23 protein-coding genes are annotated in these 22,134 nt (G+C 58.1%); 8 read left to right on the plus strand and 15 right to left on the minus strand.

From position 1 onward, the window contains the following. Positions 1 to 125: 125 nt before the first annotated feature. Positions 126 to 1,121 (plus strand): ubiquinone anaerobic biosynthesis protein UbiU, encoded by a 996-nt coding sequence (gene ubiU / locus OKC44_RS00220; protein ID WP_270810384.1) that lies wholly within the window; start codon positions 126 to 128, stop codon positions 1,119 to 1,121. A gap of 12 nt (positions 1,122 to 1,133) precedes the next feature. Continuing rightward, positions 1,134 to 2,006, plus strand: coding sequence for a U32 family peptidase (locus OKC44_RS00225; RefSeq protein ID WP_270810386.1), 873 nt, complete (start codon positions 1,134 to 1,136; stop codon positions 2,004 to 2,006). Positions 2,007 to 2,122: 116 nt separating this feature from the next. On the opposite strand, the gene nlpI is transcribed toward OKC44_RS00225, so the two are convergent. The 7 genes from nlpI to queA form a co-directional block, all read right to left on the minus strand. Beyond that, positions 2,123 to 3,070 carry a lipoprotein NlpI gene (nlpI, locus tag OKC44_RS00230; RefSeq protein ID WP_280940144.1) on the minus strand — a complete coding sequence of 316 codons (948 nt, stop codon included), beginning with the start codon at positions 3,068 to 3,070 and terminating at the stop codon, positions 2,123 to 2,125. A gap of 90 nt (positions 3,071 to 3,160) precedes the next feature. Then, entirely contained in the window at positions 3,161 to 3,529 is a 369-nt protein-coding gene (locus OKC44_RS00235) for a rhodanese-like domain-containing protein (protein ID WP_017410225.1), read from the minus strand. Between the two features lie 99 nt (positions 3,530 to 3,628). Continuing rightward, entirely contained in the window at positions 3,629 to 4,576 is a 948-nt protein-coding gene (gene secF, locus OKC44_RS00240; RefSeq protein WP_270810387.1) for a protein translocase subunit SecF, read from the minus strand. A 9-nt stretch (positions 4,577 to 4,585) separates the two neighbouring features. Beyond that, the gene (gene secD, locus OKC44_RS00245; protein WP_011705625.1) at positions 4,586 to 6,439 is read right to left on the minus strand and encodes a protein translocase subunit SecD; all 1,854 of its coding nucleotides are present in this window, start codon (positions 6,437 to 6,439) and stop codon (positions 4,586 to 4,588) included. A gap of 18 nt (positions 6,440 to 6,457) precedes the next feature. Next, positions 6,458 to 6,793: a preprotein translocase subunit YajC gene (gene yajC / locus OKC44_RS00250; RefSeq protein ID WP_011705624.1), complete on the minus strand. Its 336-nt coding sequence runs from the start codon at positions 6,791 to 6,793 to the stop codon at positions 6,458 to 6,460. Positions 6,794 to 6,843: 50 nt separating this feature from the next. Next, positions 6,844 to 7,980 (minus strand): tRNA guanosine(34) transglycosylase Tgt, encoded by a 1,137-nt coding sequence (tgt, locus tag OKC44_RS00255; protein ID WP_010634306.1) that lies wholly within the window; start codon positions 7,978 to 7,980, stop codon positions 6,844 to 6,846. Between the two features lie 70 nt (positions 7,981 to 8,050). Beyond that, positions 8,051 to 9,118, minus strand: a complete 1,068-nt coding sequence (queA, locus tag OKC44_RS00260) for a tRNA preQ1(34) S-adenosylmethionine ribosyltransferase-isomerase QueA (protein WP_016350388.1) — start codon at positions 9,116 to 9,118, stop codon at positions 8,051 to 8,053. A gap of 212 nt (positions 9,119 to 9,330) precedes the next feature. On the opposite strand from queA, the gene OKC44_RS00265 reads away from it, so the two are divergent. The 3 genes from OKC44_RS00265 to ahpF all read left to right on the plus strand — a co-directional run bounded on the left by OKC44_RS00265 (position 9,331) and on the right by ahpF (position 12,681). Further along, on the plus strand, positions 9,331 to 9,777 hold the full coding sequence (locus OKC44_RS00265; protein ID WP_011705622.1) for a CBS domain-containing protein: 447 nt from the start codon (positions 9,331 to 9,333) through the stop codon (positions 9,775 to 9,777). Positions 9,778 to 10,440: 663 nt separating this feature from the next. Continuing rightward, entirely contained in the window at positions 10,441 to 11,007 is a 567-nt protein-coding gene (gene ahpC, locus OKC44_RS00270; protein ID WP_011705621.1) for an alkyl hydroperoxide reductase subunit C, read from the plus strand. A 93-nt stretch (positions 11,008 to 11,100) separates the two neighbouring features. After that, entirely contained in the window at positions 11,101 to 12,681 is a 1,581-nt protein-coding gene (ahpF, locus tag OKC44_RS00275) for an alkyl hydroperoxide reductase subunit F (protein WP_060389051.1), read from the plus strand. Positions 12,682 to 12,747: 66 nt separating this feature from the next. Here ahpF and OKC44_RS00280 read toward each other — a convergent pair whose 3' ends face one another. Then, on the minus strand, positions 12,748 to 14,040 hold the full coding sequence (locus tag OKC44_RS00280) for an MFS transporter (protein ID WP_270810389.1): 1,293 nt from the start codon (positions 14,038 to 14,040) through the stop codon (positions 12,748 to 12,750). Positions 14,041 to 14,206: 166 nt separating this feature from the next. Here OKC44_RS00280 and OKC44_RS00285 point away from each other — a divergent pair, with 166 nt between their 5' ends. Next, complete coding sequence (locus tag OKC44_RS00285; protein WP_029301252.1) at positions 14,207 to 14,452, plus strand: hypothetical protein; 246 nt, start codon at positions 14,207 to 14,209, stop codon at positions 14,450 to 14,452. Positions 14,453 to 14,563: 111 nt separating this feature from the next. On the opposite strand, the gene OKC44_RS00290 is transcribed toward OKC44_RS00285, so the two are convergent. The 5 genes from OKC44_RS00290 to OKC44_RS00310 all read right to left on the minus strand — a co-directional run bounded on the left by OKC44_RS00290 (position 14,564) and on the right by OKC44_RS00310 (position 18,577). After that, complete coding sequence (locus OKC44_RS00290) at positions 14,564 to 15,313, minus strand: class I SAM-dependent methyltransferase (RefSeq protein WP_257688944.1); 750 nt, start codon at positions 15,311 to 15,313, stop codon at positions 14,564 to 14,566. A 140-nt stretch (positions 15,314 to 15,453) separates the two neighbouring features. Continuing rightward, on the minus strand, positions 15,454 to 15,885 hold the full coding sequence (arsC, locus tag OKC44_RS00295) for a glutaredoxin-dependent arsenate reductase (protein ID WP_270810392.1): 432 nt from the start codon (positions 15,883 to 15,885) through the stop codon (positions 15,454 to 15,456). Beyond that, positions 15,882 to 16,958, minus strand: coding sequence for an ACR3 family arsenite efflux transporter (gene arsB / locus OKC44_RS00300; RefSeq protein WP_270810394.1), 1,077 nt, complete (start codon positions 16,956 to 16,958; stop codon positions 15,882 to 15,884). Before arsB ends, arsC begins: the two co-directional genes overlap by 4 nt. 45 nt (positions 16,959 to 17,003) lie before the next feature. Continuing rightward, the gene (locus OKC44_RS00305; protein ID WP_041216337.1) at positions 17,004 to 17,354 is read right to left on the minus strand and encodes an ArsR/SmtB family transcription factor; all 351 of its coding nucleotides are present in this window, start codon (positions 17,352 to 17,354) and stop codon (positions 17,004 to 17,006) included. Positions 17,355 to 17,944: 590 nt separating this feature from the next. After that, the gene (locus tag OKC44_RS00310; RefSeq protein WP_011899269.1) at positions 17,945 to 18,577 is read right to left on the minus strand and encodes a tetracycline resistance transcriptional repressor TetR(E); all 633 of its coding nucleotides are present in this window, start codon (positions 18,575 to 18,577) and stop codon (positions 17,945 to 17,947) included. Between the two features lie 80 nt (positions 18,578 to 18,657). Between OKC44_RS00310 and tet(E) the strand changes: the two genes are divergently transcribed. Beyond that, positions 18,658 to 19,875, plus strand: coding sequence for a tetracycline efflux MFS transporter Tet(E) (gene tet(E), locus OKC44_RS00315; RefSeq protein WP_011899270.1), 1,218 nt, complete (start codon positions 18,658 to 18,660; stop codon positions 19,873 to 19,875). A gap of 904 nt (positions 19,876 to 20,779) precedes the next feature. Beyond that, the gene (locus OKC44_RS22170; RefSeq protein ID WP_223945911.1) at positions 20,780 to 21,163 is read left to right on the plus strand and encodes an antitoxin Xre/MbcA/ParS toxin-binding domain-containing protein; all 384 of its coding nucleotides are present in this window, start codon (positions 20,780 to 20,782) and stop codon (positions 21,161 to 21,163) included. A gap of 133 nt (positions 21,164 to 21,296) precedes the next feature. On the opposite strand, the gene OKC44_RS00320 is transcribed toward OKC44_RS22170, so the two are convergent. After that, positions 21,297 to 21,653, minus strand: coding sequence for a hypothetical protein (locus OKC44_RS00320; RefSeq protein WP_011899272.1), 357 nt, complete (start codon positions 21,651 to 21,653; stop codon positions 21,297 to 21,299). 168 nt (positions 21,654 to 21,821) lie between these two features. Next, positions 21,822 to 22,121: a hypothetical protein gene (locus tag OKC44_RS00325; protein ID WP_011899273.1), complete on the minus strand. Its 300-nt coding sequence runs from the start codon at positions 22,119 to 22,121 to the stop codon at positions 21,822 to 21,824. Positions 22,122 to 22,134: the final 13 nt, after the last annotated feature.

The following is a 22,134-nucleotide window of genomic DNA, read 5'->3' on the forward strand; positions in this document are numbered from 1 at the left end:
ACTTGTGCCCACTTACCTCAAGAAGGGTAAAGCCACACAAAGCTGCCTCAGGTCAAAAAGTGGAAGGACGCCGGTGAATACAATCGGGCCACTTTTGCATTTTTTGCCCTCTCGGAGCGTACCCGATGGAATTACTCTGTCCGGCAGGCAGTTTGCCGGCACTGAAAATAGCCGTGGATAACGGGGCCGATGCGGTCTATATCGGCTTCAAGGATGACACCAACGCCCGCCATTTCGCCGGGCTCAACTTCACCGACAGCAAGCTGGAGAAAGCGGTCGACTATGTGCACCAGCATGGCCGCAAACTGCACATCGCCATCAACACCTTCGCCCACCCGGGCTCCGATGCCCGCTGGCAGCAAGCAGTGGACAAGGGCGCCGCGCTGGGTGCCGATGCCCTGATCATCGCCGACCTCGCCGTGCTCGACTATGCCAGCCGCCGCTACCCGGATCTGGAACTGCACGTCTCGGTACAGGCCAGTGCCACCAACGCCGCCGCCATCCGCTTCTACCAGCAGCACTTCAACGTTGGTCGGGTGGTGTTGCCCCGCGTCCTCTCCATGCATCAGGTGAGGCAGCTGGCCCGCGAGACCGACGTCGGCCTCGAGGTGTTCGCCTTCGGCAGCCTCTGCATCATGGCGGAGGGACGCTGCTACCTCTCCTCCTACATGACCGGTGAGAGCCCCAATACCGTCGGCGCCTGCTCACCGGCCAAGTTCGTGCGCTGGGAGGAGACCCCGAGCGGCCTCGAGTCTCGCCTCAACGAGGTGCTGATCGACCGTTACGGCCCGGGGGAAAACGCCGGCTACCCGACCCTGTGCAAGGGCCGCTTCGAGGTGGATGGCCAGACCTACCACGCGCTGGAGGAGCCCACCAGTCTCAACACCCTCGGCCTGTTGCCCGAGCTGTTCCAGACCGGTATCCAGTCGGTCAAGATTGAAGGACGCCAACGCAGCCCCGCCTATGTGGAGCAGGTCACCCGGGTCTGGCGCGCCGCCATCGACGCCTATCAGGCCAACCCGGAAGCCTATCAGGTCAAGGCCGAGTGGGATGCCCAGCTCGCCCGCGTCTCCGAGGGGAGCCAGACCACCCTCGGTGCCTACCATCGCCAGTGGCAATAAGGAGCCCTGTTCATGAAATTCTCTCTCGGCCCCCTGCTCTTCTACTGGCCCAAAGCCGACACCCAGGGCTTCTATCAGGCGGCCGCCGCCAGCCAGGCCGACATCGTCTATCTGGGGGAAACTGTCTGCAGCAAGCGCCGCGAACTGAAAGTGGACGACTGGATTGCCCTCGCCCGTCAGGTAGCCGGCTCGGGCAAGCAGGCGGTGCTCTCCACGCTGGCGCTCATCTCCGCCCCCTCCGAGCTCAAGGAGGTCAAGCGGCTGGTCGACAACGGCGAGCTGATGATCGAGGCCAACGATCTGGGGGCGGTCCAGCTCGCCAGCGAAGCCGGGCTGCCGTTCGTCTGCGGCCCCGCCATCAACGCCTACAACGCCGACGTGCTGCGCATGCTGCTCAAACAGGGGATGCAGCGCTGGGTGATGCCGGTGGAGCTGTCTCGCGACTGGCTGGTGCAGCTCAATCAGGATCTGGGCAGTGCCCGCCAGCAGTTTGAGGTGGAGGTGTTCGCCTACGGCCACCTGCCGCTCGCCTACTCGGCGCGCTGCTTCACCGCCCGCTCCCTCAACCGGCCCAAGGACAACTGCGAACTGGCCTGCATCGACTACCCCACCGGCCGGCTCGCCAGCAGCCGCGAGGGGCAGAAGGTGTTCAACCTCAACGGCATCCAGACCCAATCCGGTTACTGCTACAACCTGGGCAACGATCTGGCCGGGATGGAGGGGCTGGTGGATGTGGTGCGCCTCTCCCCAGAGGGACTGGACACCCTGACGATGCTGGAGCGCTTCAAGGCCAATGAACAAGGCCTGGCCCCCCTGCCCCTGCAGCAGGAGCGCGACTGCAACGGTTACTGGCGCCAGATCCCCGGCATGATGCTGGCGCAGTGAGCCGGCGGCATACCATCTGACGGGGTGACTCACACCGTCGCGTCTGACACCCGGACAGCAAAAAGGCCTCGCAATGAGGCCTTTTCTACATCATTCAAACCGGCAACAGGGCAAGCTCAGGATGCCTGCTTGCTGCTCTTGCCCTGGGCACTCTGAGCACCGGGCGGCAGGGGTTTGCGCGCCATCAGCTCCAGCTCCAGCAGGGCATATCTGTGCTCGATGAAGTCATACACGTTGTTGGCGAGCGCCAGCTTGAAGTAACTGATGGCTTCCTTGCGGTTGCCCTTGGCCAGTTCAAACTTGCCGAGGTAGAAGTAGGTTTCGCACAGGCGCTCGGCAAGCTCCCGGTTGTCCTTCACCCCTTTCACCACGTTGCCCATCAACTGGGTAGCATTGAGTTCGCCGGTATAGAGGCGCACCAGATCCCAGTTCCAGGCATCGTCATCGTACTTGTTGAGCCGCTCGCGCATCCGGCTCATGGCGGCCGGTGCATTGAGCTTCTGTTCGGCCAGATAGAGCCAGATCACCCGGTAAGGATCTTCCGGCTGCGCCTCGTAGAAGCGCTTCATATCGGCCGCGGCCAGCTCGGGACGATTGCCGTAATAGAGCGCAATGCCACGGTTCAAGTAGGCATAGTCATAATCGGGAGCCAGCTCGAGGGCGGAATCAAATGCCTCGTAGGCCTCGTCATAATTCTGCTGCTGCACCAGATAGACGCCGATGAAGTTGTAGGCTTCGGCAAAATCCGGCTTCTCCCGCAAGGCGCGGTTGAAATCCAGCCGCGCCAGGGAGCGCAAGCCTACCCGGTCAAACACGACAGCACGCTCATAAAACAGTTCAGCCCGTTGCTCCGTGGTCAATTCCATCTCACTGAGCATCTGCCCGAGTCGCGCCAACGCCAACTCGCTCTGGTAAGAGACCTGCAGGGGGGTCGCCAATACCAGTGAAGCGGGTTGCGGCTTGGGAACTTGAGGCGCTTCAACCTGACTGCTACTGCTGCAACCCCACATGGGGAGCAGCAACAGGATACCAAGGAGGTATCCAATCCCTTTCCTGACGTTCAATGAACACTCCGACGCTTACGCTTGACCCGGCATATGGTAAAGGTCAGCCGACACTTTGTCATGTGGCTGAGCCTCTCTCCCTCAAATAAATCAGGATTCGACAGGGTATCCGGCATCACACCAGCCCCGAAAGCCACCATCGACGCTGACCACCCGACCGTAGCCCATCTTCTGCAGGTTCTCCGCCACCAGAATGGAGCGAAATCCCCCACCACAATAGAGGTAGAGCTCGGTGTCGGGATCCGGGTAACGGGTCTCGATGTCCCGCTCGATCACGCCACGGCCGAGGTAGGTCGCCCCCGGCAGATGGCCCCTGGCCCACTCGCTCTCTTCCCGCACGTCGACCAGGTGGAAGGTGCGCCCCTCATCCTGCCAGCGTTTGATCTGGTGCACGTCGGTCTCCTGCACATGGGGACGAATGGCCTCTACCAGTGCCAGAAAACGGGGATTGTGTTGCATGGCTTGCTCCTTGCCTGTTGGCCAACAGCCGTGGGTGAAACCGTCATAATGACTCACCCGGACGATAAGAGAAAGGGCGCCTCGCGGCGCCCTTGTCATTTACGGCAGGATCTCTTGCTGATCCGCGCCCTCTTTTTCCACCTGGGTCGGCAGCATGTGCTCCCGCTTGACCCCGAAGAACATGGCGAACGAGCTCGCCACATAGATGGAGGAGTAGGTACCGAAGGCAACACCGATCACCATGGCCACCGAGAAACCGTGGATCAGCGGACCGCCCTTGAGCAGCAGCGCCAGTACCACCACGAAGGTCAACCCCGAGGTGATGATGGTCCGGCTCAGGGTCTCGGTCATGGAGAGATCCAGGATGTACTCGGTATCCCCCTTGCGCACCTTGCGAAAGTTCTCCCGCAACCGGTCGAACACCACTATGGTGTCGTTCAGGGAGTAACCCACCAGGGTCATCAATGCCGCCAGCACGGTCAGGTCGAACTCGTACTGGAAGTAGGCAAAGACGCCGAGGGTGATCATCACGTCGTGCACCAGGGAGAGAATGCCCCCCATGGCCAGACGCCATTCGAAGCGCACCGCCACGTAGATCAGGATACAGAGGATGGAGGCCAGCATGGCCAGCGCACCGTCGGTCGCCAGCTCGTCGCCCACGGAGGGGCCGACGAACTCGACGCGTTTGAGCACGGCCGCAGGATCGATCAGCTTGGCCGCCGCCAGTACCTCGTTACCCTGCTGCTCTACCTTGACCCCCTCTTTCGGGGTCAGGCGGAACAGGACGTCACGGCTGGAGCCGAAGTGTTGCAGGGTCGCCCCTTCAATCTTCTGCTCATCCAGCACCTGGTGCACCTTGTCCAGGCTCACCGACTGCTGGAACCCCACCTCGATGGTGGTACCACCGGTGAAGTCCAGACCCCAGTTCAGGCCCCGATCGAACAGGAAGAACAGGGAGATCACCATCAGCAGGGTAGAGAAGACCACACCCGGCCTGGCATAGCGCATGAAGGGAATGGGCTTTTCAAAATGTAGAATCTGAAACATGTTTCTTCCTTAGATCGGCAGCTTGTCGAGGCGCCGTCCACCCCAGGCCAGGTTGATGATGGCGCGGGAGACCGTGATGGCGGTAAACATGGAAGCACTCAGACCAATCCCCAGCGTCAGGGCGAAGCCCTTGATGGCGCCGGTACCGATACCGAACAGGATCACACAGGTGATGAGCGAGGTGACGTTGGAGTCGGCGATGGTCGAGAACGCCCGATCAAAGCCCAGATGGATGGCCTGCTGCACCCCACGACCGTTGCGGATCTCTTCACGAATACGCTCGTAGATCAGCACGTTGGCATCCACCGCCATACCCAGCGTCAAGACGATACCGGCAATGCCCGGCAGGGTCATGGTGGCCCCCGGGATCATCGACATGATACCGACGATCAGCACCAGGTTCATGGTGAGGGCGATGTTGGCCACCCAGCCGAACGCACGGTAGTAGATCCCCATGAACAGCACGATCACCAGCATGGCCCAGCCGATGGCTTCCATACCGCTGTCGATGTTCTGCTGACCCAGGCTCGGGCCTATGGTGCGCTCTTCGACGATCTGGATCGGGGCGATCAGTGCACCGGCACGCAGCAACAGCGCCAGGTTGTGGGCTTCGTTGGCGTTGTCGATGCCGGTGATGCGGAACTGGCTGCCAAGACGCGACTGGATGGTAGCGACGTTGATCACCTCCTCCTGCTTGCGGAACTTGCGCTTGCCGTCCGGACCCGGCTGACCGACCGGCTTGTATTCGATGAACACGGTAGCCATGCCCTTACCAACGTTGTCCTTGGTAAAGTTGGCCATCTTGTTGCCACCCTGGCCATCAAGCTTGATGTTGACCTGGGGACGGCTGTATTCGTCGAAACCGGACTGGGCACCCACGATGTGGTCACCGGTCAGGATGATGCGCTTTTGCAGCACCACCGGACGTCCGTTGCGATCGTTGTAGACCTTGGAGCTCGGCGGCACCCGACCATCGGCCGCGGCCTGGATGTCGGCGGTCTCATCGACCATGTGGAACTCCAGGGTCGCGGTCGCGCCCAGGATCTCCTTGGCACGGGCGGTGTCCTGAATACCGGGCAGTTCCACCACGATGCGCTCGGCACCCTGCTGTTGTACCAGCGGCTCGGCCACGCCCAGCTCGTTCACCCGGTTGCGGATGATGGTGATGTTCTGCTCGAGGGCGTACTTCTTCACTTCCTTGATCTTGGCTTCACTCAGACCGGCCAGCAGGACGAACTCGTCCCCCTTCTGCTCGGTGGTGAAGGTGAGATCCGGGTTCTGACGACGCAGGTGAGAGATGGCCTTGGCCTGATCGGCCTCGTCACGGAACAGCACCTGTACCTGATCACCGGCCCGGCGCACGCCGGAATAACGGATCTTCTGGGTACGCAGCTCGGAACGGAAATCCTGCACCATCTGCTCTTGCTGCTTGGTCAGCGCCTCGGCCATGTCCACTTCCATCAGGAAGTGCACACCGCCGCGCAGGTCCAGACCCAGCTTGAGCGGGTTGGCACCGATGGCTTCGAGCCAGGCAGGCGTGGAAGGGGCCAGGTTGAGAGCGGTAATGAAGTTGTCGCCCAGCTTGTTGGCGACGATGTCGCGCGCCTTGAGCTGCTCTTCGGTATTTTTGAAACGAACCAGGATGAAGCCGTGCTCGAACGCCGCATGCTTGACCGGGATCTGAGCCGCATCGAGCGTCTCCTTCACCAGGTCAAGGGTGTCCAGCTTGACTTCGGCCCCCCGGCTGGCAGAGATCTGCAAGGCCGGGTCTTCGCCGTAAAGATTGGGGGCTGCATATAGAAAACCGATGGCGATCACCACGACCACCATCAGGTATTTCCACAGCGGATAGCGATTTAACACGCTGTGCTCCTCGGGAGATTAGAGGGACTGGATAGAACCCTTGGGCAGAACGGCAGAGACGAAGTCACGTTTGATGGTGACCTGGGTCTGATCGTTCAGGGCCAGCACGAGGTATTCGCTGTCGGCGGATACTTTGGCGATCTTGCCAACCAGGCCACCGGAAGTGAGTACTTCGTCACCCTTGGAGAGGGAGCTCATCAGGTTGCGGTGATCTTTGGCGCGCTTGGCCTGGGGGCGATAGATCATGAAGTAGAAGATGAGGCCGAATACGGCCAGCATGATGATCATTTCCATGCCACCACCCTGTGCACCCGGAACTGCGCCTTCTGCATACGCCTTGGAGATAATGCTCATTTAACAACCTCTTATTGATGTAGATTTGAAAACTAGCTTATATATCGTTGTTATTTCACGTCATTTTCAGCTAACGGAGGCACGGGCTTCCCTTGCCGACGGTAAAACTCAGTTACAAAGTCGTCTAATTTACCCTGCTCGATCGCGTCCCGCAAACCCTGCATCACACGCTGGTAATAACGCAGGTTGTGAATGGTGTTCAGACGGGCACCGAGGATCTCGTTGCACTTGTCCAGATGGTACAAATAACTGCGGGTGTAGTTCTTGCAGGTGTAGCAATCGCAGTCGGCATCCAGGGTGCTGGTGTCCTCGCGATACTTGGCGTTGCGGATCTTGACCACCCCATCGGTGGTGAACAGGTGGCCGTTGCGAGCGTTGCGGGTCGGCATCACGCAATCGAACATGTCGATGCCGCGGCGCACCCCTTCCACCAGATCTTCCGGCTTGCCCACGCCCATCAGGTAGCGCGGCTTGTCGGCCGGGATTTTCGGGCAGACGTGCTCGAGGATGCGATGCATGTCCTCTTTCGGCTCACCCACCGCCAAACCACCGACCGCGTAACCGTCGAAGCCGATCTCCAAGAGACCGTCCAGCGACACATCCCGCAGATCTTCGTACACGGAACCCTGGATGATGCCGAACAGGGCGTTCTTGTTGCCGAGCGCATCGAACTTGTCGCGCGAACGCTTGCCCCAGCGCAGGGACATCTCCATGGACTTGCGCGCCTCTTCGTAAGTGGCCGGGTACGGCGTGCACTCATCGAAGATCATCACGATGTCGGAACCCAGATCGTACTGGATCTCCATGGATTTCTCGGGGTCGAGGAAGATCTTCTCGCCATTGATGGGGTGACGGAAGTGCACCCCCGCCTCGGTGATCTTGCGGATGTGCCCCAGGCTGAACACCTGGAAACCGCCGGAGTCGGTCAGGATCGGGCCCTGCCAGTTCATGAAGTCATGCAGATCGCCGTGGGCGCGCATCACCTCCTGCCCCGGCCGCAGCCAGAGGTGGAAGGTGTTGCCAAGCAGGATCTGGGCACCGGTCTCACGCACCTCTTCCGGGGTCATCCCCTTGACGGTGCCGTAGGTGCCGACCGGCATAAAGGCCGGGGTCTGCACTGTGCCGCGCTCGAATACCAGCTGGCCGCGACGGGCACGGCCGTCAGTGGTTTTCAGTTCAAATTTCATTGCTACCTCGTTGCGTCAGAGAAACAGTCTGACAGTAGGGGGCCCGAGGGCCCGGTATAAAAGGCGCGGCTTATGCCTGCGCCCGGCGACGGGTGACGAACATGGCGTCCCCGTAGCTGAAGAAACGGTACTGCTCGGCCACGGCCGCCTGGTAGGCCGCCATCACGTTGTCGTAGCCGGCAAAGGCGCTGACCAGCATGATCAGGGTCGACTCCGGCAGATGGAAGTTGGTGACCATGGCATCGACCACCTGGAACTGGTAACCAGGGAAGATGAAGATGTCGGTGTCGCTGAAGAACGGCGCCAGCGGCTTGCCCTGGGCCAGGGTCACCTTGGCCGCACTCTCGAGCGATCGCACCGAAGTGGTCCCCACTGCAATCACCCGGCCACCGCGGGCGCGCGTCGCGGCGATGGCGTCCACCACCTCCTGCGGCACCTCGGCATACTCCGAGTGCATGTGGTGATCTTCAATCTTGTCCACCCGCACCGGCTGGAAGGTGCCCGCCCCGACGTGCAGGGTGACGAACGCCGTTTCCACCCCCTTGGCACGGATCTTCTCGAGCAGCGGCTCGTCGAAGTGCAACCCGGCAGTCGGCGCCGCCACGGCACCCGGCTTCTGGTTGTAGACGGTCTGGTAGCGCTCCTTGTCGGCATCCTCGTCGGGACGATCGATGTAAGGGGGCAGCGGCATGTGGCCGATGGCTTCCAGGATCTCCAGCACAGGGCGCGGATCCAAGAAGTGGATCTCGAACAGGGCATCGTGACGGGCACGCATCTCGGCTTCGACTTTCTCGCCGTCGGCCCCGCCATCCAGAATGAGCCGGGTACCGGGCTTGGGGGATTTGGAAGAGCGCACATGGGCCAGCACGCTGTGCTCGTCCAGCATCCGCTCCACCAGCACCTCCAGCTTGCCGCCGCTGGCCTTCTGGCCAAACATGCGCGCCGGAATGACACGGGTGTTGTTGAATACCAGCAGATCGCCGGGGTTGAGCTGGTCCAGCACATCCACAAATTGACCGTGGCGCAGTGCGCCAGTTTGACCATCGAGCTGCAACAGACGACTGGCGGTACGTTCCGTCATGGGATAGCGGGCAATCAGCTCGTCTGGCAGATCAAAATGAAAATCGGATACTTGCATCTTTCACCTCGGGGGGAATCGGCGGCTAGTCTAGTTATCCCCTTCTTCCAAGGCAACCCAAAAGACCAAAAACCCAAGGGAGACAAGGGATAGCGAGCAATTATGTGAAGCAGGGCCAGTTAAAAAACCTTTAAGGTTTTGTATTGACCCTGATCATGTTTTGCCGAGGGGGGCTGGGCTAGGGTGAAAGCAGATACACAAGGAGGCCCACCATGATGACCCTATCCGAGATCATGACTGAACACCCCTTCACCCTGGGTCCGGAAAACAGCGTCAAACAGGCGATGGATCTGATGCAGCAGGAGCGGATCCGCCACATCCCCATCGTTGACGAACAGCATCATCTGCTGGGCCTGGTTACCCTCTCCGACATCCTGGCCACCCGCGAGTCCAAACTGCTGCTGATCAATCCGGAGCGGGAGGCGGAGTTCACCGACAGCGTGCAGCTCGACGAGATCATGACCCGTCAGGTGGCGAGCGTGGATCCCCACGCCGGCATCAAGGAGGCGGCGCTCTACCTGCAACGACACAGATACGGCTGCCTGCCGGTACTCAAAGGACGCAAGTTGATCGGCATCGTCACCGAGTCGGACTTCATTGCCGTCGCCATCAACCTGCTGGAACTGATGGAGGAGCAGGAACCGCCTGGCGACTTTTGATCTCAATTTAATGTAATAAAATTACAATAAAAGCGTTTTCAGCGTACTTGATCGGCAATAAAGCTGAAACCCTTTCATTTTGATTGAAAAATTACACCATAACCTTGCTTTGTGATCTACATCACACTATCATGGCCGTCATGCAATAGTTGCCGAGCGGAAGACGAGGGATTGTGCACCCGTCCTCTTCCTCTCATATGTCTGCAAGTTTGCACACCCCGTAGTTAGTCTTTGCTGTAAAGCTTTTGTTTATATAGCCATTCCTTGTTTGATGACCCGGCCTTGTCCTTGCGACGACGCCGGGATTTTTTTATCTGCGCGTTTCCCCTCCCCCTCGTCCCCGTGCGTGCCGGCGCCTGTGCGTCGCAAGGCAGCAGACCCCAGCCCTCTCTGCGGTTGGCAGACTGCCACCCGCCCCCTTGAAAAGCCGAAGCCGCGCACAGATGTTGAATCTCGACAAGGAGTTATCCCGGCATGCCGGCGATATTCATGTTAGGTACAGCAGCCATGGTTTATCTAATAAGTAGATTTAAGTGATTCAAAATTGCGGCTTTGATCGATTAGAAAAAGTCCCTATGATGAATCCATCGAAAGTTAAACGCCTCGTCCGGCACGACTCTTCAAACCCAGACAGGCATATGTACATCACCAAGGAGCAAATACATGTCTACCTACATCAACACTGAAATCAAGCCGTTCAACGCCACCGCCTACCACAATGGCAAATTCGTTCAGGTGTCTGACGCTGACCTGAAAGGCAAGTGGTCCGTGGTGTTCTTCTACCCGGCTGACTTCACCTTCGTCTGCCCGACCGAGCTGGGTGACCTGGCTGACAACTACGCCGAATTCCAGAAGCTGGGCGTCGAGATCTACTCCGTCTCCACCGACACCCACTTCACCCACAAGGCCTGGCACGACACTTCTGACACCATCCAGAAGATCCAGTACCCGATGATCGGCGACCCGACCGGCACCATCACCCGCAACTTCGGCGTGATGATCGAAGAAGCTGGTCTGGCTGACCGCGGCACCTTCGTCATCGACCCGCAAGGCATCATCCAGATCGTTGAAATCAACGCCGGCGGCATCGGCCGTGACGCCCTGGAACTGCTGCGCAAGGTCAAGGCTGCCCAGTACGTTGCTGCTCACCCGGGTGAAGTGTGCCCGGCCAAGTGGAAAGAAGGCGACGCCACCCTGGCCCCGTCCCTGGATCTGGTAGGCAAAATCTAAGCCTCCCCGCTCTGAAGACCGGCCCACTCAAGGGCCGGTCTGCTTTCTGGCCTGACAAAACGCCGACCCGCAATCAAAAGAAGGAATTCGAAGATGTTGGATACCAACCTCAAACAACAACTCAACGGTTACTTGCAGTACATCGTCAATCCCATCGAGATCAGCGTGTCCGGCAATGACAGCGACAAATCCGCCGAACTGCTGGCATTGGCCACAGAGATCAGCGAGATGTCCCCCAAGATTGCCATGACAGATGGCACTGCCGCCCGCAAGCCTTCCATGAGCGTCGCACCGAAGGGCCAGGCCCCGCGCGTTCATTTTGCCGGCATCCCCATGGGTCATGAATTCACCTCCCTGGTGCTTGCCCTGCTGCAAAGCGGCGGTCACCCCTCCAAGGCCGATGCGGCCGTGCAGGAGCAGATCCGCAACCTCAAGGGCGAGTTCCACTTCGAGACTTACATTTCGCTCTCCTGCCACAACTGCCCGGACGTGGTGCAGGCGCTGAACCTGATGGCGACCCTGAACCCCGGCATCACCCACACCATGATCGACGGTGCCCTGTTCCAGGACGAGGTCAACGAGCGTCAGATCATGGCAGTACCGAACGTCTACCTGAACGGTCAGCCGTTCAGCCAGGGCCGTATCTCGCTGGAAGAGATCGTCGCCAAGCTCGACACCGGCGCAGCAGAACGCAAAGCTGAAGAGCTGAGCGCAAAAGCCCCTTACGACGTACTGGTCGTCGGTGGTGGCCCGGCTGGCGCAGCCGCCGCCATCTATGCCGCTCGCAAAGGCATTCGCACCGCCATCGTCGCCGAGCGTTTCGGTGGCCAGGTGATGGACACTGTCGGCATCGAGAACTTCATCTCCGTGCCCTACACCGAAGGCCCCAAGCTGGCCGCGAGCCTGGAGCAGCACGTCAAGCAGTACGGCGTGGAAGTGATCACCGAGCAGCGCGCCGCCGCCATCAGCAAGGATGGCTACGTCAACGTGGATCTCGCCTCTGGCGCCACCTTGAAGAGCCGCGCCGTGATCCTGGCGACCGGTGCCCGCTGGCGCGACCTGAACGTACCGGGCGAGCTCGAGTACCGCACCAAGGGCGTGGCCTACTGCCCGCACTGTGACGGCCCCTTCTTCAAAGGCAAGCGGGTCGCGGTGATCGGGGGCGGTAACTCCGGCATCGAGGCAGCCATCGATCTGGCTGGCATCGTCGAACACGTCACCGTGGTGGAGTTCGCCGACACCCTGCGTGCCGACGAGGTATTGCAGAAGAAGGCCCGCTCCATGGGCAACATCGACATCATCATGAGCGCCCGCACCACCGAAGTGATCGGTGACGGCAGCAAGGTGGTGGGCATGGATTACGAAGATCGCACCACCGGTGAAATCAAGCATCTGGCGGTGGCCGGCATCTTCGTCCAGATCGGTCTGGTGCCGAACACCGAGTTCCTGAAGGGGAGCGACGTGGCCCTGACCCGCTTTGGCGAGATCGAGATCGACACCAAGGGCGCCACCTCCCTGCCCGGCGTCTACGCCGCAGGGGACGCCACCACGGTGCCGTTCAAGCAGATCATCATCTCCATGGGTGCCGGGGCTACCGCCGCACTGGGAGCGTTTGATTACCTTATTCGCAATCCGGCGCCGGAAGCGACCAAAGCTGACGCCGTCACCGCCTGATAGCGACCAGATGAACAAAAAGCCGACTCACTGAGTCGGCTTTTTTTGTTGCTACGCACCCGTGACTCAGCCGGCCTTTGACTGCTGGCCCTCATCCGATCCGGGGGTGGCATAGCTGGCGGGTACCGCCTCCCCCGCCAGATCCGTTCTCGGCTCCAGCTCCGCCGTCATGGGGGTATTGGGCGGCACCGGGATGAACACCTGGTGATCGGCCAGCGGAATGGGCGCTCGCTGCCGCTTGCGCCAGCCTAGATATCCCACCAGCAGCAGGCCACAGAGGGCGAAGTAGACGAACAACCCCTCTGGCCCGAACTGCGCCATGACAAAAGGCGCCAGCAGCGGCCCGGTCATGGCGCCTAGGCTGTAGGCGAGCAGCAACCCCTGATTGGCCCCCAGCACCTGGTCCGGGCGCAGCTCGTCACAGGCGTGGCTGAGGCTCAAGGGGTAGATGGAGAACGCCATGCCGCCCAGCAGGAACACCAGGCCCCCCATCAGCGGCTCGCGCCAGCCGGCGGGCAGCAGCACCATCAACAGGGCCAGCAGCGCCAGCACGGCGCCAAGCAGCAGGATCACCAGCCGCCTGTCGTAGCGATCGGAGAGACGACCGATGGGGTACTGCAGGCACATGCCCCCCAGGATCACCAATGCCATCATGTCCGCCACCTTGGAGAGCGACGAACCGCTGTCGGTAAAATAGAGCGGCAGCAGGCCGTAGATGGCCCCGAGAATGAGGCCGGAGGTAAAGCTGCTGCCCATCCCCGCCGGGGTGAGCCGCACCAGCTCCAGCACGCCGACCGGCTGGGGCGCCACCATGGCCGGGGTCGCTACCCGGGAAACCGCCAGCGGGATCACCGACAGGGTCGCCGCCATGGCGCACAGGACGAACGGGGTCAGCACCATGGGATCCACCCACTTGAGCAGCAGTTGCCCCATGGCCAGGGAGCCGTAGAGCAGGATCATGTAGAGGGACATCAGCCGGCCCCGGTTGGCCGGCGTGCTGGAGACCAGCATCCAGGACTCCAGCACTACGAACAGGCCGCCGGTGGCAAAGCCCCCCACCAGCCGCAGCGCCGCCCAGCTCAGCGGCTCCACCACCATGCCGTGCAGCAGAAACAGAAAGCAGAGCAGGGAGGCATAGGCCGCATAAGCCCGAATGTGACCGACCCGGATGATGAGGCGGGCATTGACGAAGGCCCCCAGCACCAGCCCGCCGAAGTAGGCGGCCGATACCAGGCCGATGGCCTGGGCCGATACCTGCTCGGCAGACAGGCGCACCGTCAGCAGGGTGTTGAACATGCCGTGGCCCAGAATGAAGATCACCAGACTGGTCAGGGGTGAGAGGAACCTTGCGAGTGTCATGGGGTCTCCCTGATTGGCTCAATCGTGAGCAAAACAACCATGGTACCGTCTGCTTCCCGCCCACTTCAACCCGAGCGCCCCGCCAGGGCGTGGACCGCGGGCTATGCTTGCTGGGTATCCCATGATGGAGCGTCCCATCATGGTCATCACAGTGGAGACAGCCGACATGAAACCAGCCCTGCTTTTGGCCAGCCTGCTCTTTACCGGCAGCGCCCTCGCCTTTCACTGCCCCGCCGACATGAAGAAGATCGATGATGCCCTCGCCGCCAAACCCGCCCTCAGCGCCGACAAACTGGCCGAGGTGAAGAAGCTGCGCGCCGAGGGGGAAGTCCTGCACAAGGCAGGCAAGCATCAGGAGTCCGTCGATACCCTGGCCAAGGCAATGGCCATGCTGGGGTTGAACAAGAGTTAGCGCAGGCACCACAGCCCACGGCTGCGAACAGGATCAGCCATGCCCTTGCGGGCCCTCGCCACCGGTGGCAAGGGCCCGCTGTTTATCTGGGCTCCTTGCTACCCCCGACTGCTACACCCGGCCGCTGTAGACCAGAGTGTCGTAGTTGAAGGCAATTACGCCATCGACTGCATGGCGGGCAAATTCCCGGGCGATCAGTGCCGTCAGCTCGGCATGGGCTTGCGAGCCGGCCACCGGGGCATAAGAAGAGGAGTTGAGCCGCCCCAATACTCCGTCAAGATCGAATAGCTGGCGGTTGGCGAAACGATCGAGCCGGTACTCCCCCTCGAAGAAGGCCTGAAAGTCCCCTTCGCCCAGATTGCGGTGATTGACCTCCTCATAATCTCCCGAATAGGTACGCAGGCCCGCCTCATAAGCCTTGAGAAATGGGGTGTCGGTCAGCCGGTCGTTCCAGATGAGGGCAACCCGGCCACCGGGTCTGAGCAGCCGCCGGCACTCCTGCTTGAAGGCGGCGCGATCAAACCAGTGAAACGCCTGCGCCACCGTCACCAGATCCACCGACCCGTCCGCCAGACCGGTGGCTTCGGCACTGCCATCCTGCCACTCGATATTGGTCACTGCCTGCAGCTGCTGCCGGGCCGCCCCGCGCATCTCCGCATTTGGCTCGACCGCCCAGACCCGCGCCACCCGGAGAGCCAGCAGCGCGGTCAGGATACCGGTGCCGGCCCCGATATCGGCCACCCGGGCAGCAGGCCCCATGGCCAACTCGCTGGCCAGAAAATCGAGCATGGCGGCAGGATAACTTGGCCGATATTTCACATAGGCCTCGACCCGGGTCGAGAATCGCTGGGTACTGTCCATTGCCACTCCTTGTGCTGGATCTGTACGGGATCAGGGCTGAGTCAATCGCCCCGCCCCTCATCCTGCCCCGAACGCAACCGGCAAGGCAACCACCCCGTCATGGCGGCCCGGCATCATCGCCACGCACCTGAGTGCCGGGGTCAGCCGATGCGCCTGCCTTGTGCATCCACCACCTGCTCTCCATCTTCCTTGCTGAAGGCTCCTTGCTGAGGGGACGGCAGAATATCCAGTACCACTTCTGACGGGCGGCACAGCTTGGTGCCAAGCGGGGTCACCACGATGGGCCGGTTGATCAGGATGGGGTGCGCCAGCATGGCATCGACCAGTTCATCGTCGCTGAACTGGTTCTCGGCCAGTCCCAGCGCCTCATAGGGGGGCACGTTCTGGCGCAGCAGGTTGCGAACCGGCATGCCCATGGCGGCAATCAAGGCCAGCAGCGTCTCGCGACTGGGCGGTGTCTCCAGATAGTGGATGACGGTCGGCTCAACGCCTGAGTTGCGGATAAGCGCCAGCGTATTGCGGGAGGTGCCGCAGGCCGGGTTGTGGTAGATGGTGATTTGGGCATCATTCATGATGGGTTCTCTGGGTTGGTATAAGAGCGCTTCATGCGCAGGGCGACATTGACCAGGGCGATCAGTACGGGCACCTCCACCAGCGGGCCGATCACCCCGGCAAAGGCCTGATCCGAGCTCAGCCCGAACACCGCGATGGCGACGGCGATGGCCAGCTCGAAGTTGTTGCCGGTGGCGGTAAAGGCGATGGAGGCATTCTTGTCATAGGGGATGCCCAGTTTCTTGCCAACCAGGAAGCTGGTGAAGAACATCAGCACGAAGTAGACCATCAGGGGCACCGCGACCCGCAGCACATCCATGGGCAGTTCGACGATCATCTCCCCCTTGAGGCTGAACATCAGCACGATCGTGAGCAGCAGCGCGATAAGCGTGATGGGGGAAATTGCCGGAATAAAACGCTCGGTGTACCACTTCTCCCCTTTCGCCTTGACCAGATAGTGACGGCTCAGGAAGCCTGCCAGGAAGGGAATGCCCAGATAGATCAGCACGCTTTGCGCGATATCCAGCATGGTGATGTCCACCGCAAAGCCCTGCAGGCCAAACAGCGGCGGCAGCACGGTAATGAACAACCAGGCCATCAGGCTGTAGGTGAGGATCTGGAACGCGCTGTTGAGCGCCACCAGGCCGGCGCCGTACTCCTTGCTGCCGCCGCCGAGATCGTTCCACACCAGCACCATGGCGATGCAGCGCGCCAGACCTATCAGGATGAGCCCCACCATATAGCCCGGCTGATCGTGCAAAAACACCAGCGCGATGACGAACATCAAGATGGGGCCAACCAGCCAGTTCATCACCAGCGAGAGGGTGATGGCTCGGCGATCCCGGGTCATGGCCCCCATGGTGGCGTAATTCACCTTGGCCAGCGGCGGGTACATCATCAGGATAAGGCCAATGGCCAAAGGTATATTGGTAGTCCCGACCGACATCGCCTCATTCCACTCGGAGACCTGGGGAAACAAATAGCCAATCCCAATCCCGATGGCCATGGCGACAAAGATCCAGAGGGTGAGGTTGCGATCGAGAAAGCGCATTTTTTTGCTGACGGGCAGATCGCAGCAGGCATTGGTACTCATGAAAAGACTCCCAGAAGGGTAACGAATGGCGGGCAGACAGTGCCCTTACTCTTTATCACAACAGGCAGGTGCACAGAGGGACTCGACACCTCCCACCCCGCAGGCCTCTGGATGACCGGCGCAGCACTCCTCGGTGAGGTAACCGATAAGATCCAGCATCAGAGGGATATTGGCGCGATAGCGCAAGAAACGCCCCTCCTGCTCCACCGAGAGCAGGCCCGCGTGCAACATGGCCTTGAGGTGAAACGAGAGGGTATTCGGGGCGATGTCGAGCTCGCTGGCAAGCTGTCCGGCCACCATGCCTTCCAGACCCGACTTGACCAGCAGGCGCCACACATCGAGACGAATGCCGGACGCGAGGGACTCAAACACCTTGGTAGCGATCGCTTTGTTCATGCAAACCTCCGTCTATCTCTACATTAATTCAACTATACAAGAAAGATTGAATCATTCAAACTCCCCCCGCCATTTCAGCGCCATCGTCCCCGCCAATAAAAAGGGCCTTGCGCATGCAAGGCCCTTGGTCTCTCTGTTCGAGTCAAGATGACTCTTGATCACAACCATTTAAGTTGGAAACTGGCAGATCAAAGTATTCAATGAGTTAACGATACCAAATGTGACATTTAAGTTGGAAACTCAAAAGTAATACTACATCTGCTCCGTGAGCAAACAGGACATTTAAGTTGGAAAACAGGCTCTATTTGACGTGATGGGGAGGGTGCGAACAAATCCTTGACACGAGATCATCAGATTTTCTTAGTACCATGGATGAGAACCAACGTGAGCCATCAACTGACCTTCGCTGACTACGAGTTCAATGGCAAACACCGCCAGACCCGCAAAGAAATCCCCCTTTTGTTCGGATCTCCCTAATTTATCAAAGGCTATGCACATACACATTTTCAAGAATACTTGTCGCGTGAAAAATAAAAATCACTGGCGATAGATTTAAAATTACTACCGTTAGCACTGCCCCATAGACAGCATCATTTATTATTACCCTGGATGGACATATATTTTTCATCTAATTGTGCAGAGAATCCAACTATTAATGATTTCAGCCCGAAATGGAAGGCCGTTTCAGCAGTGGTTCTCGTCTGAACATTAAATGCCTCCTGTAATAATGGTGGCACAGCGTCCATCACTGTATTGTATTCTGTCGGGTTTGTGGCTTGCTCTTCCAATACTGCACCCAGCGTAAAATGGCTGATAGATTGCAGAATGAAAAGAGCCTCCTCGACCGAAAACCCTGCATCGCATAGACAGCGTAGTTGCGCCTCTGCTTGTTCAAACTGGGGGGGCGTAGGAGAGGTCCCTATGTGCAATCGGGCTCCATCACGATGGACCAATAATGCTTTACGGAAACTCAGAGCATTTTCCTGGAGAAACTGCTGCCAACTCTCAGTCGGTAACGGTACTGAACGGGTGTGATGCTTCGCCAGTATTGCCTCTGAAAGCATGTTCATAAGGGTCTGCTTGTTGCGCACGTGCCAATACAGAGTCGGTTGCTCAATTTTGAGGGACTGCGCCAGCTTACGCGTAGTCAGGCCCTCTAGCCCTTCTCTGTCCAGCAGGGTGAGCGCCATTGAAATTACGTCGTCCAAGCTTAGTCGTGCCATCACTATCTCCTTTCGCTGTTGACAATCTATCACTGATAGAGTTACTTTTCAAACCCTATCACCGATAGAGAGCGTTAACTATGAACCGCACTGTGATGATGGCACTGGTCATCATTTTTTTAGATGCCATAGGGATTGGCATAATTATGCCTGTCTTACCGGCGTTATTACGGGAGTTTGTTGGAAAGGCTAATGTTGCGGAGAACTACGGTGTTTTATTGGCGCTGTATGCAATGATGCAAGTGATTTTTGCCCCTCTTCTCGGCCGCTGGTCAGATCGCATAGGTCGTCGCCCTGTATTATTACTTTCACTTTTAGGTGCAACACTGGACTACGCATTAATGGCAACAGCCAGCGTAGTGTGGGTGTTGTATCTGGGACGCTTAATTGCTGGTATTACCGGTGCGACTGGAGCTGTTGCAGCCTCAACAATTGCCGATGTCACACCTGAGGAATCCAGGACACATTGGTTTGGTATGATGGGTGCCTGTTTTGGTGGCGGTATGATTGCTGGACCAGTCATTGGTGGTTTTGCAGGTCAACTTTCGGTACAGGCACCGTTTATGTTCGCTGCTGCCATTAACGGGCTGGCATTTCTGGTCTCCCTATTCATTTTACATGAGACCCATAATGCTAATCAGGTTAGTGACGAGATAAAGAATGAAACAATCAATGAAACCACATCCTCCATACGCGAGATGATCTCCCCATTATCGGGATTGCTAGTTGTCTTTTTCATCATTCAATTGATTGGCCAAATCCCTGCAACATTATGGGTTTTATTCGGAGAAGAGCGCTTCGCATGGGATGGCGTAATGGTCGGTGTTTCATTGGCTGTGTTTGGGCTTACACACGCTCTGTTTCAAGGACTTGCTGCTGGTTTTATCGCTAAACATTTGGGAGAACAGAGAGCTATCGTGGTTGGCATCTTGGCTGATGGCTGTGGCCTACTTTTATTGGCAGTCATTACGCAAAGCTGGATGGTTTGGCCAGTTGTGCTGTTACTCGCTTGTGGTGGCATAACTCTTCCCGCTTTGCAGGGAATTATATCTGTTCGTGTCGGTCAGGTAGCACAGGGACAATTGCAAGGGTTGCTGACCAGTTTGACACACCTCACGGGTGTAATCGGTCCACTTATTTTTGCATTTTTGTATAGTGCAACCCACGAATCTTGGAATGGTTGGGTGTGGATAGTTGGATGCGGATTGTATGTAGTTGCACTGACTATACTGAGGTTTTTCTATCCCGGCAGGGCAGTCCACCCGAAAAATCAGAGCAATTCACAGCCATTTCTTTAAATGGTAATGGTAACTGAATGCCCCCAATTCCTAGACGTGAAACCGACCGTTGCACAGCATCAGAAATTGTGAATGTAACACATTGGACTACTACGAGAACCTACAATGCAAGCCATATTATTTGAGTAGTATTAACGCTACTCCATAACGACTGTCGCCATACTGAAAGTATGGTAAACAGAATAAAGAACTGTCCTCCACAATTGCAAGCCACCATGCCAATCTGTCAGCGCATAATGCCCATTATGTTTAATTGCAGTGTTTGCTTAGCAAAATGGTCACTTCGCAGCCAAATAGTAAATTAGCGCCAGTTTTACACCCTCAGCCGAAGCTAGTCTGGGCCTGATTAGCGTGAAAGTTTATGACAAATCGCTGGTGAGTTTGACTCAGCGAGGAGGCCACTCTGATTTACTCCAAGAAAAGCCATCAAGCGGGTATTTTGATCGGTTTAACTCAATGACCCACCCGCTACCGGCAGACGCGAACGCCAGTTGATAGCCCTGCTCGGGCGAGATGCCAGACGGCAAAGCGGAGACTGAGCGAAAGCTTTCGTCATCAGATGACACCTCTCACCGGTTGACACACGCCTGCGTTGCCGATGCCAGAACCTAATCGGCTCAAAAAGGCCTAGATAATGAGCCGATTAACGTCACTAATCGGCTCATCGCCAAATCAGGTCCTGATTCGTCACAAAAGCGCCAACGCTTTCGTCGACGGCCAACGAAGTGCGCCAAACTAGGTGAGATCCCAATGAACTCTTGAGTGATGGATTACATTGGGCCCGACAACGTTCACGACCATCATCAACAGAGCCCATATGGAGACAACTGGCTACATGAATCGTGCTAACCACGCTCTCACCGCTAGCAGTTCATCTGTGACCGATGTTCTTGCATCCCTCGATATGCCTCGCAATAGGCTGGCGGCTCATCAGCACATTGTTGCCGGAGTCTCCCCTGAGGTCGTCATCAAGTTGGTTGCCCTGCTAGGGTCGGACACTCGTACTGTTTGTGCGATGATCGGCATTCACCGTGATGAGTTGAGTCGCCAAATCAGGCGGGGAGTTCACCTATCTCCCGCTCAGGGAGATCGCCTCTACTGGGTTGTACTAGCGCTGGAGGCTGTCATATCCCTGTACAACGGCGATATTACCAAGTCATTACGATGGCTCACTCGACCAGCCTGGGGATTTGGGGGTGAAAGGCCCGCTGAGGTGCTCACCTCACCGATGGGCGCTCAGGCGGTTATCGACCTTGCAGGAGGAATTGAACACGGCGTCCCTTATTGATTCACCCGTACATGTCATCGTTTATACCAGAACGACCCCTTTCAACCGCTTGCAGCGTGTCGAATCGCCCGCTTAAGCCCAAACGAATCCATTAACATGAATGGCCAGTATTTCCGAAGCTATTTTGACGCAATCAAAACTCAAGGTGACGAAGCTCTTCGTAGTCAAACTGCCCATCCCTGAGGAGATGAATGATGACCTCGCCTTGATCTAGTTCAAGCGCATTTAACATGTTCTCAAGGACCCCGCAGGTATAAAAAGTCATGCCATTTTCCCCATCAAATGGCAGCCAGTAATCATTACCAGATGACTGTTTCCATACTAGAAAGTCACCCTGTCTTGCTATCGTTGATAGGGTTCCAGTTCCGCTGGAAAGTCGCCATCTGTCATCTTGTCGCCAAGATGCAAATATTTTGAATACGCCAACTCGCTCCTCCTTTTCATCTGGTGGGATACGCAATACCACCCACCCCTCTGGTGTAACTTTCATACCACGGCTCCTTTCATAGCGCAGGATAAATTAGGTTCTTGGACAACCTGCTGTGACGGGCAGAATGCAATTATTCCCATGCAACACGAGAGTATCTGTTGTCTGATTGCCGTTGGGCGCAGGCTGGCACGCTCCTGCGTGAGCCGACGGGTCTCAATCGCTTCATCGTTAGATAAGCTCCTGATTTCCTTCAACTCGCCCAAAGTGGTCCGGATCGGCGGGTTGATAGTCTTCCGCGAACAGGTTTTGCAACCGATGAGCCTGCCTCAGGTTTGCCAACGCTTCGAAAAAACAGGTTTCGCAAAGATGCACCTGATATTGCGCACCATCGTGCTGCGAACCATACCCCCAGCGCGCTGCCAGCGTGCCGAACTCCTGCGTACCAATGGTGGTTGTCGTGCTACTGCCACAGACATCGCAGAGAATATCGACGACCTGCGTGGTGGGGACGATGGCTTCGACTTTCATGGCAATACTCCTC

This window comes from Aeromonas sp. S41-2, from assembly GCF_027705845.1.
Lineage (GTDB): Bacteria > Pseudomonadota > Gammaproteobacteria > Enterobacterales > Aeromonadaceae > Aeromonas > Aeromonas hydrophila.

Excerpts from the sequence above, each read along its gene's own strand:
- secF (WP_270810387.1), bottom strand. The coding sequence starts at position 4,576 with ATGTTTCAGATTCTACATTTTGAAAAGCCCATTCCCTTCATGCGCTAT.
- yajC (WP_011705624.1), bottom strand. The coding sequence starts at position 6,793 with ATGAGCATTATCTCCAAGGCGTATGCAGAAGGCGCAGTTCCGGGTGCA.
- OKC44_RS22170 (WP_223945911.1), top strand. The coding sequence starts at position 20,780 with ATGCCTCGCAATAGGCTGGCGGCTCATCAGCACATTGTTGCCGGAGTC.
- OKC44_RS00320 (WP_011899272.1), bottom strand. The coding sequence starts at position 21,653 with ATGAAAGTTACACCAGAGGGGTGGGTGGTATTGCGTATCCCACCAGAT.
- ubiU (WP_270810384.1), top strand. The coding sequence starts at position 126 with ATGGAATTACTCTGTCCGGCAGGCAGTTTGCCGGCACTGAAAATAGCC.
- OKC44_RS00305 (WP_041216337.1), bottom strand. The coding sequence starts at position 17,354 with ATGAACAAAGCGATCGCTACCAAGGTGTTTGAGTCCCTCGCGTCCGGC.
- OKC44_RS00290 (WP_257688944.1), bottom strand. The coding sequence starts at position 15,313 with ATGGACAGTACCCAGCGATTCTCGACCCGGGTCGAGGCCTATGTGAAA.
- arsB (WP_270810394.1), bottom strand. The coding sequence starts at position 16,958 with ATGAGTACCAATGCCTGCTGCGATCTGCCCGTCAGCAAAAAAATGCGC.
- OKC44_RS00225 (WP_270810386.1), top strand. The coding sequence starts at position 1,134 with ATGAAATTCTCTCTCGGCCCCCTGCTCTTCTACTGGCCCAAAGCCGAC.
- OKC44_RS00285 (WP_029301252.1), top strand. The coding sequence starts at position 14,207 with ATGAAACCAGCCCTGCTTTTGGCCAGCCTGCTCTTTACCGGCAGCGCC.
- arsC (WP_270810392.1), bottom strand. The coding sequence starts at position 15,885 with ATGAATGATGCCCAAATCACCATCTACCACAACCCGGCCTGCGGCACC.
- OKC44_RS00265 (WP_011705622.1), top strand. The coding sequence starts at position 9,331 with ATGATGACCCTATCCGAGATCATGACTGAACACCCCTTCACCCTGGGT.
- queA (WP_016350388.1), bottom strand. The coding sequence starts at position 9,118 with ATGCAAGTATCCGATTTTCATTTTGATCTGCCAGACGAGCTGATTGCC.
- ahpC (WP_011705621.1), top strand. The coding sequence starts at position 10,441 with ATGTCTACCTACATCAACACTGAAATCAAGCCGTTCAACGCCACCGCC.
- OKC44_RS00325 (WP_011899273.1), bottom strand. The coding sequence starts at position 22,121 with ATGAAAGTCGAAGCCATCGTCCCCACCACGCAGGTCGTCGATATTCTC.
- ahpF (WP_060389051.1), top strand. The coding sequence starts at position 11,101 with ATGTTGGATACCAACCTCAAACAACAACTCAACGGTTACTTGCAGTAC.
- tgt (WP_010634306.1), bottom strand. The coding sequence starts at position 7,980 with ATGAAATTTGAACTGAAAACCACTGACGGCCGTGCCCGTCGCGGCCAG.
- OKC44_RS00280 (WP_270810389.1), bottom strand. The coding sequence starts at position 14,040 with ATGACACTCGCAAGGTTCCTCTCACCCCTGACCAGTCTGGTGATCTTC.
- OKC44_RS00235 (WP_017410225.1), bottom strand. The coding sequence starts at position 3,529 with ATGCAACACAATCCCCGTTTTCTGGCACTGGTAGAGGCCATTCGTCCC.
- OKC44_RS00310 (WP_011899269.1), bottom strand. The coding sequence starts at position 18,577 with ATGGCACGACTAAGCTTGGACGACGTAATTTCAATGGCGCTCACCCTG.